20 protein-coding genes are annotated in these 18,270 nt (G+C 66.2%); 2 read left to right on the top strand and 18 right to left on the bottom strand.

All coding sequences use genetic code 11. The annotated features are described in order from the left end of the window. Window positions 1–21 precede the first annotated feature (21 nt). On the top strand, window positions 22–372 hold the full coding sequence (locus AB0362_RS15615) for a VOC family protein (RefSeq protein ID WP_366235841.1): 351 nt from the start codon (window positions 22–24) through the stop codon (window positions 370–372). On the opposite strand, the gene AB0362_RS15620 is transcribed toward AB0362_RS15615, so the two are convergent. The 9 genes from AB0362_RS15620 to AB0362_RS15660 form a co-directional block, all read right to left on the bottom strand. After that, complete coding sequence (locus AB0362_RS15620; RefSeq protein WP_366235842.1) at window positions 363–1,472, bottom strand: TDT family transporter; 1,110 nt, start codon at window positions 1,470–1,472, stop codon at window positions 363–365. The two genes, AB0362_RS15615 and AB0362_RS15620, sit on opposite strands and share 10 nt — an antisense overlap. Window positions 1,473–1,540: 68 nt before the next feature. Next, complete coding sequence (locus AB0362_RS15625) at window positions 1,541–2,449, bottom strand: LysR substrate-binding domain-containing protein (protein WP_366235843.1); 909 nt, start codon at window positions 2,447–2,449, stop codon at window positions 1,541–1,543. A 24-nt stretch (window positions 2,450–2,473) separates the two neighbouring features. After that, entirely contained in the window at window positions 2,474–3,331 is an 858-nt protein-coding gene (locus tag AB0362_RS15630) for a GIY-YIG nuclease family protein (RefSeq protein ID WP_366235844.1), read from the bottom strand. Beyond that, on the bottom strand, window positions 3,315–4,490 hold the full coding sequence (locus tag AB0362_RS15635) for a DNA cytosine methyltransferase (protein WP_317548854.1): 1,176 nt from the start codon (window positions 4,488–4,490) through the stop codon (window positions 3,315–3,317). Before AB0362_RS15635 ends, AB0362_RS15630 begins: the two co-directional genes overlap by 17 nt. Window positions 4,491–4,525: 35 nt before the next feature. Further along, window positions 4,526–5,479 carry a CopD family protein gene (locus AB0362_RS15640; protein ID WP_300519036.1) on the bottom strand — a complete coding sequence of 318 codons (954 nt, stop codon included), beginning with the start codon at window positions 5,477–5,479 and terminating at the stop codon, window positions 4,526–4,528. Between the two features lie 7 nt (window positions 5,480–5,486). Then, on the bottom strand, window positions 5,487–6,032 hold the full coding sequence (locus AB0362_RS15645) for a copper resistance CopC family protein (protein ID WP_366235845.1): 546 nt from the start codon (window positions 6,030–6,032) through the stop codon (window positions 5,487–5,489). Beyond that, window positions 6,029–6,691 (bottom strand): YcnI family protein, encoded by a 663-nt coding sequence (locus tag AB0362_RS15650; protein ID WP_366235846.1) that lies wholly within the window; start codon window positions 6,689–6,691, stop codon window positions 6,029–6,031. Before AB0362_RS15650 ends, AB0362_RS15645 begins: the two co-directional genes overlap by 4 nt. Before the next feature lie 43 nt (window positions 6,692–6,734). Continuing rightward, window positions 6,735–7,289, bottom strand: a complete 555-nt coding sequence (locus tag AB0362_RS15655) for a hypothetical protein (protein ID WP_366235847.1) — start codon at window positions 7,287–7,289, stop codon at window positions 6,735–6,737. A 14-nt stretch (window positions 7,290–7,303) separates the two neighbouring features. Beyond that, window positions 7,304–7,954, bottom strand: coding sequence for a DUF6474 family protein (locus AB0362_RS15660; protein WP_037186611.1), 651 nt, complete (start codon window positions 7,952–7,954; stop codon window positions 7,304–7,306). A gap of 152 nt (window positions 7,955–8,106) precedes the next feature. Between AB0362_RS15660 and AB0362_RS15665 the strand changes: the two genes are divergently transcribed. Beyond that, window positions 8,107–9,675 (top strand): TM0106 family RecB-like putative nuclease, encoded by a 1,569-nt coding sequence (locus AB0362_RS15665; RefSeq protein ID WP_366235971.1) that lies wholly within the window; start codon window positions 8,107–8,109, stop codon window positions 9,673–9,675. A 41-nt stretch (window positions 9,676–9,716) separates the two neighbouring features. Here AB0362_RS15665 and AB0362_RS15670 read toward each other — a convergent pair whose 3' ends face one another. From AB0362_RS15670 to AB0362_RS15710, 9 genes are all read right to left on the bottom strand, one after another. Then, window positions 9,717–10,484, bottom strand: a complete 768-nt coding sequence (locus tag AB0362_RS15670) for an SDR family NAD(P)-dependent oxidoreductase (RefSeq protein WP_068045041.1) — start codon at window positions 10,482–10,484, stop codon at window positions 9,717–9,719. A gap of 117 nt (window positions 10,485–10,601) precedes the next feature. Then, window positions 10,602–11,441: a carbohydrate ABC transporter permease gene (locus AB0362_RS15675; RefSeq protein WP_068045038.1), complete on the bottom strand. Its 840-nt coding sequence runs from the start codon at window positions 11,439–11,441 to the stop codon at window positions 10,602–10,604. Next, window positions 11,438–12,343, bottom strand: a complete 906-nt coding sequence (locus AB0362_RS15680; protein WP_068045035.1) for a sugar ABC transporter permease — start codon at window positions 12,341–12,343, stop codon at window positions 11,438–11,440. The genes AB0362_RS15675 and AB0362_RS15680 overlap by 4 nt, the downstream gene beginning before the upstream one ends. Further along, window positions 12,340–13,635, bottom strand: coding sequence for a sugar ABC transporter substrate-binding protein (locus AB0362_RS15685; protein WP_366235848.1), 1,296 nt, complete (start codon window positions 13,633–13,635; stop codon window positions 12,340–12,342). Before AB0362_RS15685 ends, AB0362_RS15680 begins: the two co-directional genes overlap by 4 nt. A gap of 86 nt (window positions 13,636–13,721) precedes the next feature. After that, the gene (locus AB0362_RS15690; RefSeq protein ID WP_366235849.1) at window positions 13,722–14,738 is read right to left on the bottom strand and encodes a hypothetical protein; all 1,017 of its coding nucleotides are present in this window, start codon (window positions 14,736–14,738) and stop codon (window positions 13,722–13,724) included. Next, the gene (locus tag AB0362_RS15695; RefSeq protein WP_366235850.1) at window positions 14,735–15,919 is read right to left on the bottom strand and encodes an ATP-binding protein; all 1,185 of its coding nucleotides are present in this window, start codon (window positions 15,917–15,919) and stop codon (window positions 14,735–14,737) included. The genes AB0362_RS15690 and AB0362_RS15695 overlap by 4 nt, the downstream gene beginning before the upstream one ends. Before the next feature lie 33 nt (window positions 15,920–15,952). Continuing rightward, window positions 15,953–16,657, bottom strand: coding sequence for a TMEM165/GDT1 family protein (locus tag AB0362_RS15700; RefSeq protein ID WP_366235851.1), 705 nt, complete (start codon window positions 16,655–16,657; stop codon window positions 15,953–15,955). A gap of 208 nt (window positions 16,658–16,865) precedes the next feature. Then, complete coding sequence (locus AB0362_RS15705) at window positions 16,866–17,393, bottom strand: peptidase (protein ID WP_094669704.1); 528 nt, start codon at window positions 17,391–17,393, stop codon at window positions 16,866–16,868. Window positions 17,394–17,595: 202 nt separating this feature from the next. Continuing rightward, window positions 17,596–18,219, bottom strand: a complete 624-nt coding sequence (locus tag AB0362_RS15710; RefSeq protein WP_037186603.1) for a superoxide dismutase — start codon at window positions 18,217–18,219, stop codon at window positions 17,596–17,598. Between the last annotated feature and the right edge of the window lie 51 nt (window positions 18,220–18,270).

The following is an 18,270-nucleotide window of genomic DNA, read 5'->3' on the forward strand; positions in this document are numbered from 1 at the left end:
TGTCGGCGGTACAGTCCGGGCATGGATGTTCTGCGCGCGATGCCATTGCTCACAGTCACCGATCTCGATGCGGCGCTGGACAAGTACGTCCAGGTCACCGGCATGGAGGTGGTGATGAATCACGGTTGGATCGCCACGCTCGCTCCGTCGGGCGACAGTGCGGCGCAGCTGAGTCTGATCACCACCGATCCCACCGGGCCGGTCAATCCGTCGGCGTCGATCGAAGTGGACGACGTGGACGCGGCGTACCGGGCAGCGATGGACGCCGAACTCGAGATCGTCTACGAGATCACCAACGAGGAATGGGGAGTCCGCCGATTCTTCTTTCGCGATGCTGGCGGCAACGTCGTGAACGTGCTTTCTCATCTGTGATCGGGATGCAACAACTCTCCGCGCCGGATTCCGCGAACGGAGCGGGTGGCCACGGTGAGCCAGGCGGCGAGCAGTAGGACGTACAGGGCAACGGCCAGAGCCTGCACCGCACCGAAGTTCAGCGCATGACCCAAGGCAGTCGCTCCGGTGACGCAGGTCCCGATGGGGAACGTGAACGACCACCACGTCAGCGAGAAGCCCAGGTTCCTGCGTGCCGCGTGCACGGTCAGAGCTGTCGCGAGCGCGAACATCAGCATTCCGAAGCCGCCCATGATCAGTCCGTAGCCGATTCCGAAGACGTGTAGCCCGACGGCGATCGACGATTGTGCACCGGTGAACACCATCGATGCGTCGGCACCCAGCAGGTTGGCCGCCGTGATCGACTGGCCGATCAACCCCAACGTGATCCACACGGTCGGGGCCGCGTCGACGGGCGGCAGACCGCCGTGCAGCAGGCGCCCGTAGATCAGAGTCAGCGTGATCATCCCGACGATCAGCGACAGCCCGAACATCGCATAACAGGCGCACAGCAGCGCCAGCCGCCACTGGCCCTCGGGCAGATGCGGAAGCAGCAACGCCCCTGTCGACGCCGACACCATCGGCGGCACGACGGGCATCAGCCACGCCGGCAGGGCTGCGACGTCGCGATGATCGGACGCAGTGATCATTCGATACGGAACGACGACGCTGGTGAGCAGACCGGCGATCGTCCCGGCGATCCACAGGCCGGCGAACAGCGTGATGGCTGTGGTGGGGCCGAGCACGTCCGCGCCGAGCAGTCCCGCTCCTGCGCCGACGGTGAGCATCGCCATGGGCGGAGCGCCGTAGAACTGCACCATCACCGGGTGTCGGGCGTACTCGACGGCCCGGTCGCGGTGCCCGATCCAATGCCGCGCGAAGGCACCACCGATCACGACCAGCGCCGTAGCGGCGATCACCCATACCGCAACGGCAAAGACGTGCAGTGCAGGAAACTGCACGGGCAGAGTTGCGGCCGCAGTGGCGACGATCCCGGTACCCATCACCGCGGCGAACCAATTGGGGGTGATGTGCTCGAAAGTCCTGGGATGCACAGCGGGGGTGAGGGCGGTGACGGTCATGACTTCAGCGTGCGCGTAGCCGATCACGTCCGGTAGGTACCGAAATGTTCGTTACTCATAACTGGACGTTATGACTGAGTCCTCGCCGCCACGGACAGCAATTCTGCGGCAGGGCCGGTGGGGATGCGGCCGGACGGCCAGATCGCCCGCAACTCACGACGCAGAGTCAATCCTGGGATCGGTACGCGGACCAGACTTCCCGCGGCCAATTCGGGGGCGACGGCCAACGAGCTCAGCACGGCTCCGCCGATTCCCGCACCGACGGCGGACTTGATCGCCGTCGTCGAGGAGACCTCGAGAAGCGGCGACATCGGCTGCCCGAGACCCGCTGCAGCCACAGCGCTTTCGTAGGCGGAGCGCGTTCCCGACCCCGCCTCCCGCGTCACCAGTGCGGTGGCGACGATCTCGGCGGCCGACGGCGCGGTGACTGTCCAGGCGTGATCCGGTGCCACCACGAGCAACAGTTCGTCGGTGGAAACTGTCCGATGATCCAGATCCGCAGGTACAGTGGGACTTTCGATGAAGCCGAGGTCGGCGGCTCCCGCAAGTACCTTCTCGGCGACCACTGTGGAATTGCCCGACGTGAGGCTCGGAACGATGTGCGGGACAAGCGTGTGCAGCGTGACCAGCCAGCGCGGCAGAAGATATTCTGCGACAGTCTGACTCGCGGCGATCTGCACATGGCCGACGCGTTCGGCGTGCAACGTGGCGATGGCCGTCGCCAGGTCCTCGGCGGACCGCACGACCGGCGCGGCCCAACTCGCGACCAGCTCACCGAACTCGGTCAGCACCGTTCCGCGTGCGCCCCGTTTCAACAATGGAGCGCCGACCCGTCGCTCCAGCGCACGGATGCGCGCACTGGCCGCGGGCTGCGACATGCCGTGCGCTCGACCCGCTCGCCCGATGCTGCCGAGCTCGGCCACCGACAGCAGCAGGTCGATGCTGGTGAGATCGGCAACGTGAGGTGGGAGCGGCACAGGGCGAGCGTACGACGACCCGAGTCAGAACTCGCTGAACAGGTCCAACTCGCCTTCGGGGTCGGTGGCACCTTCGATGTCTTCGGGCTCGTCGTCCGAGTCCGGGGCGCGCTCGTGCAGCACCGAACCCACCAGCGCGGTGACGTCGATCGCGGCGGGATCGGGAATGGGATGCCCCTCGACGAAGGCGAGGCGCTCGGCCGACAGGTAGGCCAGACGCACGGCCTGGACCACGAGGACGCGTCGTAGACCCTCGGAGACCTCACCGCGTTCGCGAGTGACAGCAGCCAGCCGTGAGATGGTCTCGGCGCGGCGCGCGATGCGAATGTCGGGGTGCCCACGCTCGCGGCGGGTCTGCTCGGAGATGAGCGACCGACGCAGCGACCCGGGGAGTGCGATGGGCTCCGAGACCGGCGGAATCTTCTCGTTGAGGATCGCCTTGTGTCGCGACTTGTCGATGGCCTCGAGGTACGCGGTGTACTCGTGCGCATTCAGATCACGCTCGGCCGCGCGGAATTGCTCTGCGCCGTCGGACTTCTTGAGATCCTCGTACTGCCACAGCGGCCAGATCTCGATCTCCGCGACCTCGAAGACGTCGAGTACCCGCATCGCGACGGCGTCGGTTCGCTGGTTGGTCAGATGGCGCTGCACCCGGACGCTGAGCTTCTCCTTGGTCTGCCCCACGTAGATCGGCTCACCGTCGTAATCGTAGAACGCGTACACGCCCCATTTGGCCGCCGACCACACTCGACCCTGATCGTCCTTCTCGCTCAGCACTTCTCGCAGTGCGGTGCGAAAGGACTGTACGTCGTCCGCGGGCAGAGTGCTCTTGCGCGGCGCGACGGCGGACGACCGCAGCGAGGACTTACCGTGACTGGACATGTGCCGCAGTCGAACTCAAGGTCCCGCTGACCAGCGGCATCAGGTAGTGCTCGGCGAGCCAGGCGACCACGGGAACGCACACGGCGTCACCGAAACCGAAGAGCGCCTGATTGTTTCGCAGCCCGTCGAGTGAGTACTCGCCGGCACCCATCAGGCGGGCGTATTCGAGTGGCGTCATCCACCGCACCTGCAACCGGCCGTTGCCCATCTTGACCACCGCTTGCTTGGACGAACCGCCGCGGGCGGTACGGAGGCAACCGGAGATGTCGTCGGGGCGAGCTTCCCAGACGGCGACGCCGTTACGGGTGCGTCGGTAGGCGGTGCGGTAGCTGACCTTGCGGGCCTTCTTCAGAATCTCGATGCGCTGCAACTGAATCGGCGACAAGGACTGCACGAATGCGGCGGTACGGTCTGCATCCCACCACCGCTCGTCGCGGTAGTCCATGCGCTCGACCAGATCACCGAGACCGCTGGTCAACGGAATCGGAGGACTCGGCAAGGGTGCCCGATGGGTCAGCAAGGTCGAATCGCCGTACACCGCCTGCAGCCAATCCGGCCGAAGCTCACTGTTGGGATCGCGCGCGTCCTCGGGGGGATTCTGTGCACCGACCAGGAAGAGGCGCGGACGCGACTGCGGAACGAAGCGTCGAGCATCGATGGTGAGGACATCCACGGAGTAGCCGAGTTCGTTGAGCTCCCGGACCGCTGCGGCCAGATCGTCTCCACCGTGGCTGGTCGCCAGCCCGACGACGTTCTCGAGCGTCACCACCTCGGGCCGAGCATCACCGAGCTCGCTCAGTACCCGCGTGAAATGCCGAAAGGTCGAGGAGTTCTTGCCCGCGAGCCCGGCCCGGCCGCCGGCCAACGACAGATCGGTGCACGGAAACGATGCCCACGCCAACGACAGACCCTCGGGCAGATCGTCTCCTCGAGTGCGTGCGACATCGCCGAGCTGAAAATGGCCGGCATCGTCACCGAAGTGCTGGCGGTACATGTGATGCTTGTCGCGCTCGATGTCGTTGGCCCACGAGACCTCGAAACCGGCCTGCTCCAAGCCCATTCGCACCAGGCCGATACCGGCGAAGAACTCCGCGACAGTGTGGATCCGACCGAGCGCAGGTGCCGAAGAACCACCCGGCACCACAGTCAACTTCGGCATGCACCCAGGCTAGTACAGAGCGCCGACAAGCTTGGTCATGCAGTGGTCGCCAGCGCCGCAGCCAAGCCGAACGCCACCGCCAGCAGGCAGATGTGCGCTGCGGCTCGGCCCACCGAGTGCTCGACGGTGGATCGGTGCGCGGCGACGGTGGGTAACCACGTCCCACGGATTCGGTGAGCGGAGGCGATCAGGATCACCGTGACGAGAAGCTTCGCGAGAACGATTCGGCCGTAACCGGTCTCGACCACGGCAGAAAGGCTGTCCAGCTTCAGGACCGCGTCGAGCACCCCGGTGGTGGCAACCCCGACGACGCACCAGAACGCGACTCGCGAATAGACCGGCAACAGCGTCGCCCACGCGGATTTGCTCCGTAGGCTCAGCGCCATCGCACCCAGGACGCCGAGCCACACGGACGCGCACACCACATGCACGGCGACGGCAAAAGACCCGAACGTGAACTGAGACATGTGCCCGGTGATCGGCCGAGCGACCAGCGCAAGGGATGCCAGCACGACCACCGGAATCGGTGACCAGCTTGCCCTCAGCCGATACCCGGCCACCCCGATGGCGCACAGGGCGAGCGTCAGGATCACCGTCGCAGAACCCAGACGGCCCACCGAGATCGAGGTGGCGAACGTGGCGAAAGCGCTCGGCGACAACGTCAATGGCGTGCGACCGGCAGAATCGGCTGCCGCGGCGGCCAACAGAACGAACTCGGCCACCGCCCACAGCCCCGACAGGTAACCGATCGCGCGCCACATCACCGGCGGGTCCACGGCGGGGCGTCGGGAATCGGAACTGGCGTCCAGGACAGCGAGAACCCCGAACCCCAACACCACCGAACCCGACGCCACCGCGATCACCCGTAGCCACGAGGATCCACCGGGAAAGGTGGGGAATGCCAGCGCGAACGCTGCCGCGACCCCCACCAGCGCCGCAGCTGCGGCGGCGAGTACCAGCCGAACGCTTCTCTCGCCCACCGCAGCCACGTCGGTGCTACTTCCGGGTCTTGGGCTTACGGAGTGCGAACCCCAATGCCCCGGCGAAGGCCAGAACCGCCACGGCGATCAGCGCGATGCGACCGTAGCCGCCAAGGAACGAGCCCTCGGACTCCTCTGCGCTTCCCGACGCGTCGGCGGGTGCCCCTGGTGTCCCTGACCCCTCCTGCGTCAGCGTGAACGACGCTGTGCCGCTGACCGGATGGCCATCGGCCGAGGTGATGCGATACGCGAGGGTGTACTCGCCGACCGGCCCCAGTTCACCGACGTCGACGACGACGCTCTGGCCCTCGATGCGTGCATCACCCTTCGACCAGATGTTGCCGTCGGGCCCGACGACGTTGAGCGTGGCGAACTGCGACTGCGGCACCTCGTTGAACGACACGGACGCCGTCGCCGGAGACGAGTCCAGGGAGGAACCGTCGGCCGGGCTGTAGCCGGTGACCTGCGAGTGCGCCGAGGCGATCGGTGCCGCGATCAACAGCATCAGCAGTGCTGCGACCGAGACGACCAGCGCCTTCGTTGACAAGACCAGCGATCTCATGAGCGCCGCGCCCTGATCGTTGCACCGATGCCAAGACCTGCGCCGACGGCACCGAGCACGAGCCCGACGCCGGCGAGCCAGCGGGCGGTGTTGTCCTCCGAAGACGTCGACGCCTCGGAGGCGGCGGTGGTCTCGGTGTGCACGCTGCCGTGCGCATCCCCACTGCCGGCCGCGGCGAGAGTCAGGGTGGGAGCGGGCAATTCGGGCTCGCTACCGTCCTCGGTCATCGGCTCGTTCCATTCGACGACCTCACCGTCGGTGTAGGTCTGGGTGGCCGGGAACGAGACGGTCTCCTGCTCGGGCAGCGGGCCCGCCGAGAGCAGGAACTGCTGGAACTGGCCCGGCCCGACCTCGGAACCGGGGTTCGCGGTCCACGTCACCGACACCGCGAGATCGGCGGAGTCCTTCTCGACGGTGGACGTCCAGCCCGGAACGGGCTGTGTGCGAGCGGAATTGAGGCCGGGGAGGGTCACCTTGACCGAACTGGTCGAGGCGGTATCGGACTCGGTGGGAACGCGGAACGTCAGCACCGAGTAGCCGCCTTGCGCGGCGTCGGGAGCGGAGACGACGACGTGCGCGGACGCTGCGCCTGCGCCGATCAGCAGTGCGCCGACGGTGGCTCCCGAGACGAACAGGGCACGGGAAAGAGAGCTCTTCATGGGTTGGGTCATTTCTGTGCAGAGATGCGGAAAGGGATGTCGGTCAGAACGCCGACCGCGAGTGGAGCCCGCGGAACGAGCAAGACGACATCGGGGGCCCGCGACGAGAGATGACCCAGTCGAGAGCGGCGCCGTCCACCGACGGAACCGCAACGGACGTGGACACGCGACCGACGGCGGAACCGTCGGGCAGGGGAGTGAGGAGCGCAAGAATCGCTCGGACGATGGACGTGATCGGGCCGTAGAGGCGCTCGGCCGCGGCGATCATCAGGCCGGTGACGACCGAGGCGGCCGCGTGAAAGGCGATCATCGCTGTGCTGGGAAGTAGAGAGTGGTTGTGCATGTCGGCCGTACCGCCGAGGCTCAGCGCGATGTGGGCGACGAGTTGGCCGCCCAGCAGAGCGGGAAGCAGCAGGGCGGTCGACCGTCTGGGCAGGGCCGTCATGGCACCCACCCCGATGCTGACGACGACAAGCAGAGCCAGTGCGGAACCGTCGGGCCAACCGCCGCCTGCCATGCCGTGAGCGGCCACCGCGAGCGTCGCGGTGACGATACCGACAGCTCCGCCGCGAAGCGGGGCGGCTGAGCTGTCGGTCATCGGTTGTGCAGGGTTCAGCGCACGCCGAGGCGGGCGAGCAGATCGGCCTCGATGCCGTCGAGCTCAGCGGAGATCGCGGCGTGCGCGGTCTTGCGGCGAGCGGGCGGCATCTGCTCGGATGCGCGGACGGCGGTGGTCAGATCGTCCAGACGCTCGCTGATCGCGGCACCGAAGCTCTTGGTCTCGGGATCGGAGTGGCGCGCACCGATGGTGTCGAGCGACTTCTCGGCACCGGCGATGCGGGCACTGAGCTTGCCGCCGTGGCCGGTGTATTCGCTGAGCTGGTCGGGAGCGACACCGAGCTGCTGTGCCTTGCGGCTGTCCAGCTGCGCGCGAACGACGGTCGCACCGCGGTAGAGGATGGGAGCCAGCACCGGAATCAGCAGTCGAGCGATGCCGAGGTACTTGCGGATCTGAGCCACGCTGAGCGTTCCCTGTACCGCGGCCTTCTGCTGCGCCTTGAGAGCGGAGACCTGGGCCTTCTCGACGTTCTTCTGCGACTTCGCCTCCACCGCGCTGAGCTTGCGCTGCGCCTTGGCGATCGACTTCAACTGCTTGCGCTCGTTCTTCGCGCCCAGCTTCGCTTCGAGTGTTGCCTTGTGCTTGAGCGCCTTGGCCTCTGCCTTGCGAGTGGCTCGACCCTTACGCTTGCGGAACAAACCCATCGAAAAGGCTCCTGACGTGTGCTGCTAGGCGGGACAGTGCGTTACCTACACCCTATCGGGCGCTGATCTGTGCAGGCTGTCGGAGGGCTGACCTAGTGTCTAACAGTGTGAACGGTCAACGAGGCGCGGCAGCAACATCACCTGTGCCCGTGCTGCTCGATGCCGGATCGTTGACGCGGTGCAGGCATCGGCTCTATCTCGACACCGCGTACGGATCGTTGCTGCGCGGTGAACCCGAGAACCCAGGGGTGCGGCAGCGTCGAGAAGCAGCTCAGGCTCACCGCGAGAACGTCCGTGCGCAGTTGGCGGTCGGCGATTCGATGCGGTGGATCGAGATCGACGAACCCACCGCCCGAGAGGCTGCCGACGCGACCGTCGCCGCCTGCCGGGCCGGCGTGGAACGCATCTGGAACGCGGTACTGCCCCTCGAACGCGATACCGGTCGACGCGGGCGCAGCGAATTGCTCGTCCGTGACGCGGCGGGCGGATACATCCCGGTGATCGTGGTCAACCACAAGGTCACCGACCCCGGCCGCGGCGCGCGCACCACCCCGCTCGATCAGTGGTCTCCGGCGATCGACGAGACCCGAAAGGTGCGCAGTCAGCTGCGCGATCAACTCCGGCTCGCGCACCTGTATCGGATGCTCGCGCACGAGGGCCTGGCCACGGCCACACCCGTCGGCGGCGCAGTGGGCTACAAGGGTGAATGCATGCTGGTGCACGATCTCACGACGGCCCTCGACGAGTACGACACCCGTTTCGCGGACCGGCTCGCGGTCGCGCAGGGCGTCGCGTTCACCGTGCCCTCCCAGGTGAGCGAATGTCGTTCGTGTGCATGGTGGTTCGACTGCAAGCCGCAACTCGAAGCCGTTCGGGACGTCTCGCTTGTCGCCTCCGGGTCCCGCGCCGAGGTGTTGCGCAGCGCGGGCGTGCGCACCATCGACGAGTTGGCGCAGTGGACCGGCCCGGCTCCCGAGGAGTGGCCGTTCGGCAACTTCGACGACGCCGTGTCCGCCGCGCTGGCCTGGCGAGCGGACGTGCCGCTGCTCCGGCGCTCGGAGACCGTCTCGGTGCATCGCGCCGACGTCGAGGTGGACGTGGACATGGAGAGCTACCAAGAGCACGGTGCGTATCTGTGGGGCACGCTGCTCACCGAGGCAGGCGGGCCGCCGCCGTCGTATCGGGGTTTCGTCACCTGGGATCCGCTGCCGACCGTCGACGAGGGACGCTCTTTCGCGGTGTTCTGGAACTGGTTGATGGATACCAGGGCCGACGCCGCCGCGCGCGGCAAAACCTTTGCTGCGTACTGCTATTCGCGGCAGGCGGAAGACAAGTGGCTGCTCGACTCGGCTCGCCGTTTCGCGGACGTTCCCGGGGTTCCCACCGAGGCGCAGATTCGCGAGTTCATCGACAGCGAGCAGTGGGTGGACATCTACCAGGCCGTGAGTGATCAGTTCATCTGCCCGAACGGCAAGGGACTGAAGAAGATTGCGCCGGTCGCAGGATTCGCTTGGCGCGACGACGAAGCCGGCGGCGAGGCGTCGATGGGGTGGTACCGGGAAGCCGTCGGATACGACGCCGAGCCCGACCACACGCAGCGCGAGCGACTGCTCGTCTACAACGAGGACGACGTGCTCGCGACAAAAGTGTTGCGCGAGTGGATGTCCGACCGCGCCGAGAAGGAAATCCCGACGATAGCGGATCTGCGCGCTCGCGCGTGACCCCGCCTCGATCGGCGGGGCCACGCGCCAGTGGTCAGTGATTAGCGCGGTGCCATGCGGATCGCGCCGTCCATGCGGATGGTCTCACCGTTGAGGTAGTCGTGCTCGGCGATCATCTGGACCAGCTGCGCGTACTCGCTGGGCTGAGCCAGACGTGAGGGGAACGGCACCGACGCCTCGAGGCCCTGACGGTATTCCTCGGTGACGCCTGCCAGCATCGGGGTGTCGACGATGCCGGGGGCGATGGTGTTGACGCGGATGCCGACCTGCGCCAGGTCGCGAGCGGCCGTGATGGTCATCGCGTGTACTCCGCCCTTGGAAGCGGTGTAGGCGATCTGACCGATCTGGCCCTCGAACGCCGCGACCGAGGCGGTGTTGATGACGACGCCGCGCTGGCCCGCATCGTCGACGGTCGACTGCGACTGCATCCGGTTCGCGGCCAGGCGCATCACGTTGAACGTGCCGAGCAGGTTGATGGTGATGACGGTACGGAACAGCTCGAGATCGTGCGGCCCCTTCTTGGACAGAATGCGGCCCGCCCAGCCCACGCCCGCGCAGTTGACGACGATGCGCAGCGGCACACCGGATTCGACGATGGTGTCCAGTGCCGCCTCGACCTCGGCCTCGCTGGTGACGTCTGCCGGAATGAGAGTCACCCCGGCCGGGACGCTGTCTCCGGCCCGCTCGATGGACTGCGGCAGATCGAGCCCGAAGACGGTGACGCCCGCGGCGGCCAGACGTGCGGCCGTTGCGGCTCCGAGGCCCGATGCCCCGCCGGTGACAAGTGCTGCTGTTCCTGAAATCTCCACGTCGTACGATCCCCTTCGCTCACGGTGGCGGGCCGCGGCACAGGCTGCGACCTCGTAGTCGCTTGCACCATAACCGGCGGGAGACCTCACCCGCCCTCAGGCACCCTGGAGTGGGGCCTACTTGATACCGCTGCGCGCGAATCCGGCGATGAAGTATTTCTGGAAGAACAGAAACAGCAATGCCATCGGTACGACGTTGATCAGCGCGAACGCCATCGTGGCACCGTAATCGCTGTTCGCCTGGCCCTGCAGGTACAGCAGGCCGATGGGGAGGGTGAACAACTCGTTCTCCCGCAGTGCAATCAGCGGCCACGCGAAGTCGTTCCACGATTGCAGCAGGCTCATGAAGGCGAGGACGGCGATCAGTGGCCCGGACAGCGGCAGCACGACGCGTCGGAAGATCTGCCAATGCCCGGCACCGTCGAGTCGGGCCGCCTCGAGCAGCTCACGGGGAATGCCGAGCATGAACTGGCGCGCGAGGAACAGCCCGAACGCCGACGCCGAACTCGGCAGGATCACCGCCCAGTACGTGCCGTACAGGCCGAGCCCGACGACGATGCGGAACAGCGCCACCATGATGACCTGCACGGGCAGCACCAAGGTAGCCAGCGCAATGAAGAACAGCGGCGTGGAGAAGCGGAACTTCAAGTGCGCGAACGCATATCCTGCGAGCAGACTCGTCACCACGGTGATGATCGTGACCACCACGGCAATGGCGATCGAGTTGCCCAACCACGTCGCGACCGGGAACGAGTCGAATACGCGGGTGACGTTCTCCCACGTCACCTGGCGGGGCCACAACCGTAGCTCGCCCCCGCCCAGCAATTCCCCGCGAGTCGAGAACGCCACGGCCAGCATCCAATACAGCGGTGCGACGGTGATCAGGCCGATGACGGCGATGATCACGGTGCGCAGCACCAGTGCGCGGCGAGCGGACGCGTTTCTCGGCCCGCTCATTCGACCAGATCCTTCGTTCGGCTCGCGCGCCATTGCGCGGCGGCGAAGGTGAGTGCGAACAGGAACAGCACCATGCCGATCGATGCGGCGTAGCCCTGATCGCGGGTGACGAAGCCTGTCTCGTAGGCGTACGTGACCAGGACCGAGGTCGCCCCGCCCGGCCCGCCGCCGGTGAGGACGAAGACCAGATCGAACACCTGGAACGAATAGATGACGTTGAGTACCAGCAGGAAGAACGACGTGGGACCCAGCAGCGGCACCGTCACGTTGCGGAAGCGCTGAAATGCGTTCGCGCCGTCCAGCCGGGCCGCCTCGTACAGATCGGGACCGAGACCTTGGAGCCCGGCCAGGTAGATCAGCATGTTCAACCCGGTGCGCCACCACACCGTGGCGATGACGATCGACGCGAAAGCAGGCCCGGGAGAAGACTGCCAATCGATGGCAGGCAGCCCGAGGAAACCGATGAGATTGTTCAGCACGCCCGAGTTCTGGTCGAACACCAGAATGCCGATCAGGCCGGTCGCCACACCCGAGACGGCCATCGGCAGGATCACCAGCGAACGCCACAGCGGCCGCGCCGGCAACGCGGAATTGAGCAGGACGGCCGCGATCAGACCGAACAGCATCGACAGCGGCGTGACCAACGCCGTGAACAGCAGGGTGTTGATCAGCGCCCGCCAGAACAGCGGATCATCCACCAGGCGTGCGTAATTGGCTGCCCCGACGAACTCACCTGCACCGAAGCCGTCCGTCTGCTGCAGGCTGACGACAAACGCGGCGACGAGAGGAACGAGGACGAACACGGCCAACAGTGCGTAACTGGGGGCCAGGAATCCTGCGGCCGCGAACGCTTCTTTTCTGGCCCCGGCGCGCTTGGTCTTCGCTCGTACTACAGCCGTCATGCGCCGGTGACCCCGGCGATTCCGCTCTGCAACGCCGAGACGGTGGCAGCGGCATCCTGCGAACCGGCGAACGCAAGATCGAGTTGTTCCTTCAGAACCGGAATGATCGCCGACATCGACGGCGACGCCACCTGAGCGGCATCCTGCGGCTGCACCGTAGTGGCCTGAGCTGCGAAGATCGGGGCCAGCTCCGACCGGATATCGAACTCGAGGTCGGAGTTGAGCAGATCGGTACGCGTCGGCAGCAACGAGGCGGCCCTGCAGAAGTTGCGCATCTGTTCCTGCTGGGTGACGAACTCGAGGAACGACGCCGCCAGTTCCGGCTGCGAGGTCTGCGACGTCGCGACGAGTGCGTTGCCACCGAAGTCGCCGCCGCCCCGGCGATCTCGAGGAGCGTAGGTGGCCGTCCAATCGAAACTGGCCGTCGCATCGGCGTCGGGCAATTGGAACGCACCCGACCACACCATCGCCACCGATTGCGAGAACCACGCCTCGCTGGCGTAACTCGACGACGCGATGGTGTTGTTCGCCGGCACGTAGCCGTTCGAGAAGAAGGACGACGAGAATTCGACGGCTCGGCGCGCCTCGTCGGAGTCGATCAGTGGAGTCTTCTGGTCCTCGGCCAGGAAGGACCCGCCGGCCTGGAACAGAAGACTCAGCCAGCGGGTGACGCCGTTGCCCTGCCAGTTGTAGGCCCACGGGTACTTGTCGGCCGGCAGCGAGGAACGCAGTCGGTCGCCGATCGACGCCAACTCGTCCCACGTCCAGGCGTCGTCCAGGCTTGTCGGAACCGAGTCGATACCGGCCTGCGACAACAGGTTTCGGTTCACCAGAATTGCCGAGGTGTCGGTGTGGTGCGGTAGGCCGTAGGGGATTCCGCCGTTCTGCACTGCGGCCCACGCCGTGGGCGTGAACTGATCCCGCGTGTCCGACGCCAACAGCGGCGACAGATCCAGCAGTTGGCCTCGGCCGGCATATGCACCGAACGTGTAATACGGGACGCGGAAGATGTCGGGTGGATTGCCTGCCTGCAGCTGGGCGTCGATGTTGGTGAACATCTGCTCGTACGGCACTGCGTTGAGGGTGATCGTCGTCCCGGGATTGGCCGCCTCGAATGCGCTGATCGAGTCCCGGAAGCCGGCCAGCTCGGCATCGGTACCCCAGGTGGTGAATGTGAGTGTGCCCTCGGTCTGCTGCGACGGGCTGGATCTGACGAAGCCGCATCCGGCCAACAGCAACGGCACTGCGGCAGCACCGGATCCGATCAGAAACGAGCGACGATCGAGTGCCATGAAAGATCTCCGTTCACCGGCTGCAGCTGTACAGACCGACTGGTCCGCCGCAGAGTAGCCAGGGGAGCAGCGGTCCAAACCACTGTTCAGCGCCGGACGTGACCGGCTTCGTCGTACTCGACGCGGTGCGCACCGTCGCCCAGGTCGTCGAGCAGAATCGTCGCGGCCACGGTCCGGCCGGGCGGTAGAAGGCGGACCGTCACCGCGCCCGCCTCCGCGGCATCGAGAGCACCCGACGCGGCGGCCACGATGCGTTCACGCGCGTCATCGTCGAGTGCGTCCGGGGATCGGTCGTCGAGCATCATCACCTCCACCCCGCGGGCCCGAGCGGACCTGGCGGCGCGAGCGAGATCGGGTCGCACCAGGCCGCGGGCGCGGAGGGAATCGCGGAGCTCGGCTTCGAGGAGTCGACACGCGAGGACTTCCTCCTCGGTGGGATCGGGGCCGTCGGCGATGCGCTGCAGCAGCGGACGGGCCAACGCGTCGAGACTGGCCAGGCGAGCGTCGCGTTCCTCGAGCACGGCCGCCGCCGCGGCCTGGGACGCGATACGCACCGTCGACTGCTTGCGCAGCTCGAAAATTGCGGCGGCCAAGGGACGAATGGTGAAGGCGAAGAACGTCGCCATCAACAGCGGCGCGATGTTGATCGCGCTGAACGAGAGCCCGTACAGAAATCCCTGACCCGTCACCACCGCCCATCCGATGGCCACCGACATGGTCAGTGCCAGCCCGAGCCACGCGGCCGGGGTCCGGCCGCGGACACACATGAAGGTGTAGATCACCACCGACATCCCCAGGGGCCAGGTCTGCAAGCTTCCGGTCAGCGGCACCGGCAGGACGGCGAAGACCAGAGCGGCTGCCACCGGGCCCGATACGGTCATCAGTGCGGTCGACCGCGCGGTCAGTGGGTCACCCGGTGCCCGGAGCAGCAGGATGACCGCGGCCGAGAGCACGAGCACCGCTGCGTATTCGGGCCACACTGCGGACACCCCGGTCAGGGTTGCGGATGCACACACCAGGCACGCGAGGACGAAGAAACCGGCAACCGCGTACGCCGCTGCCGACCTCATCGACAGCAGGTCGCGGATGTCCTGGCCGTTCATCGCTTCCAGCCCAATCGCACGATGGTGCCTGCGGTGGAGGATTCGATCTCGGCCGACCCGCCGTCGAGTTGACGCATCCGGCCTTCGATGCTGACGGCGACGCCGAGTCGGTGGGGCGGCACCGAACGTCGATCGAAGCCGATGCCGTTGTCCTGAACGGTGATGTGCATCGACGACGGGGCCAGCTCCACGGCAACCGAACGGTGTGATGCCCCGGCATGAATTCTACTGTTGCGCAAAGCCTCTGCCAGTGCAGCGGCGATGGCGCGTACCGTCTCGGCCGGGTAGTGCTCTGTCCGCTCGAGCGCGCCCTCGTGCACGGTGAAGTCGATCGACTCGTCCACTGTCGTTGCGGCAGAACGAAGCTGAGCCAGAGTCTCGTCGGCCGAGAACGTCTCGGAGACGGTGCCGGTGGTCAGGTCATCGAGATGCAGCAGGGCCGAGCGCGCCTGACGGGCCAGGCTGGGCGTGCGGCCATGGCGGGCAACAGCGAGGAGAGAAGACATGACCTCGTCGTGGATCAGCGCGTCGAATCGTTCGCGCTCGACTTCACGCGCGGTGGCCGCAGCCGCCCGGGCTGCGTCGTCGTGTGTGGTCGAGATCGTCGCGTCGAGAATGCGTCCGGTGCGCACCGCGGCGAGTGTCGCGGCAACGAACACCGTGCAGAACATCATCGCGAAGAAGATCTCCGCAATGATGTTGCTGCGGGGGAACGGTTCTCGCACAGCCTGGTTGGCCAGCTGCACAAGAACGACGCTGACGCTCATGTGGATGAACGCCGGGACGGGGTGCCACACCGTGGCGGCGGCGAGTGCCGCCAGGCCGGGAAACACCGAGAGAAACGTCCCGGCTTGATCGAACGTCTCGCCGTCCCAAGCCACCCACCACAGCACCGCCATGATCGGGAACGCCAACGCGGCCACGGAACCGGCAATGCGAATGACCCCGATGCTCGGGTGAAAGGTGGAGGCCGCGAACGCGAACCCGGTGCCGAACACGACCGCAACGGTGACCGGAGTCCACCAACCGGGAACCACCTCGCTGCTCCGTGCGATATCCGGGATCAACAGCAGCAGATAGATGAGATAGCCGGTACCGACGAAACGGCCGAAGATTCTGATCAGCCGGTCGGTCGAGTGGTGCGCCGCGTCGGTCGTACTCACCTGCTGCTCGTTGTTCATGCACCCCTCCCGGGAGAGGAGTGTAAACCAAGGTCAGGCGTGTTCGGTGCTGGTCTGCTGTGCCGATTCCCGCGCTGCCCTGATGCGGGAGCGTCGAACGAACACGGCGACGACGACGGCGGAGATCGCGACGACTGCTCCGGCAGCGATGTAGGGAGCTGCGGTGCCGGGCATCAGGCCCTCGAAGAACAGGACAGCACCGAAGACGAAGAACAGGGTGGCCGCGCCGTACTGGATCATGCGCTCCGGCAGGTGCTTTCCGAGTACCGCGCCGACCACGATGGCGAGTGCATCGGCAGCGACCATGCCGACGGTGGAGCCGATCCACACGCCCACCCAGTCGTTGTCGGCGGCGAGAGTGACGGTGGCCAGCATCGTCTTGTCGCCGAGCTCGGCCAGGAAGAACGCCGACGCGATCGCGAGGAATGCGGATTTGGTGACCCGGGAGGCCTTCGCGCCCTCGTCGTCGGACAGGGAGTCGCCGCGTAGCGTCCAGAGGCCGAAGATGACGAACGCGATGCCGCCGACGATGGAGATCGCCTCGGTGGGGATCGACACGCCGAGGAAGTGGCCGACCGCCACCGAGACCAGGTGCACCACGGTGGTGGCAACGGTGATGCCGCCGATGACGACGTACCACTTGTAGCGCAGGGCGAACGTCATGGCCATGAGCTGGGACTTGTCACCCAGCTCGGCGACGAAAATGACAGCGAAACTCAACAGTAATGCGGACAGCACAGCGGACTCCTCGGTCGTCGATAGGACCGAAGGTCTCGCCCACCGGAACTGGCCGGTTCAGGTGCCGGGTTGCATTCGAGCAACCAGTATGTCGACACGGTGATTGGGGGCTACTCCCCTTCGCTGCACACGACTGTAGGGGTGTCGTCGCGAAATGTCCAATGCGACAATAAGTTTGGGTTCCCGAAAATTCGTGTGCGGACAGCGGTCAGGATGCGAGGAGCATCGCCAAAACTGCGGTGTCGGGATCGCTGATGGGATCGAGACCCACCCGGCTGACCATCGACGTCACGGTGCCGTCGGATTCGGCCTCCACCCAGGCCGCCCGATGGTCGAGTCCGAGATGCGGAAGGCCGGGGAGCAGAACGCAGCCGGACGCCGCGCCGACACATTCCGGGAGCGTCGGTGTCGTCTCCGACGGGGGATGCAGCATCAGCAGGGCGGCAGGTTGATGCGCGGCGAACCGTCCGGGAGCCAACGCGAAGTCACCGATCACCGGACCCTCGGCGACGACCAAGCCGACCGTCCCCGGCGCGGGGTCGTCGGGCAATTCCTCACGCACCCCGAACACCGTCGACGTCGCCAACAGGCCCGGCATCGAGGCCACCCGCACAGCGAGGGCCAGAAACTGGGCCCATTCCTTGGTGGTGTCCGGCCAGCGCCCGGAAATTACGAATCCGCGCAGCAGACCGGCGGCATGAAACGGTGAAACACCGATGAGATCTCGCTCGTCCATCTCGATCGTTCCTCCCAGACAGGTACAGGGCTCGAAGCCGGGTACACGACGTTGGGTAGGAAGAGAATGACGCGAAAACGGCTGGCACACAAGATGGGGAGAGTGCCAGCGAACTCCCTTCGAAGCGTGAATGGACCACTGCACCCGTCTGAGCGGGGCAGTGGTCCATCGACGCTGTCGGTGAAGCGGGTGGTGCGAGGACCTACGGGAAGATCAGACCCGGGGTCTTCGACGTCGCGGCCTCGAAACGAGCCTGGACGTCGGCCCAGTTGACGACGTTCCAGAACGCCTTCACGTAATCGGCCTTGACGTTCTTGTACTGCAGGTAGAAGGCGTGCTCCCACATGTCGACCTGGAGCAGCGGGATGATGCCGAGCGGCACGTTGGCCTGCTGATCGTAGAGCTGGAAGGTGAGCAGCTTCTTGCCCAGCGAGTCGTAGCCCAGAACCGCCCAGCCGGAGCCCTGCAGGCCGTTGGCGGCAGCGGTGAACTGTGCGCGGAACTTGTCGAACGAACCGAACTGGTCGTCGATCGCGGCACCGAGCTCACCCTCGGGCTTGTCGCCACCGTTGGGCGAGAGGTTCTTCCACCAGATGGAGTGGTTGACGTGGCCACCGAGGTGGAACGCGAGGTTCTTCTCCAGCAGGAAAATGGCTGCATGATCGTCGTTGTCACGCGCGGCGGCGAGCTTTTCGACCGCGGTGTTCGCGCCTGCGACGTAGGTCGCGTGATGCTTGGAATGGTGAAGCTCGTTGATCTCGCCCGAGATGTGCGGCTCGAGGGCGGAGTAATCGAAATCAAGGTCGGGCAAGGTGTACTCGGACACGTGGTTCCCTTCTCTAACGACGCCGTACCCATCGTGTGATGCGGGCACGTT

The organism is Rhodococcus sp. NPDC079359 (assembly GCF_040702585.1).
Classification (GTDB): domain Bacteria; phylum Actinomycetota; class Actinomycetes; order Mycobacteriales; family Mycobacteriaceae; genus Rhodococcoides.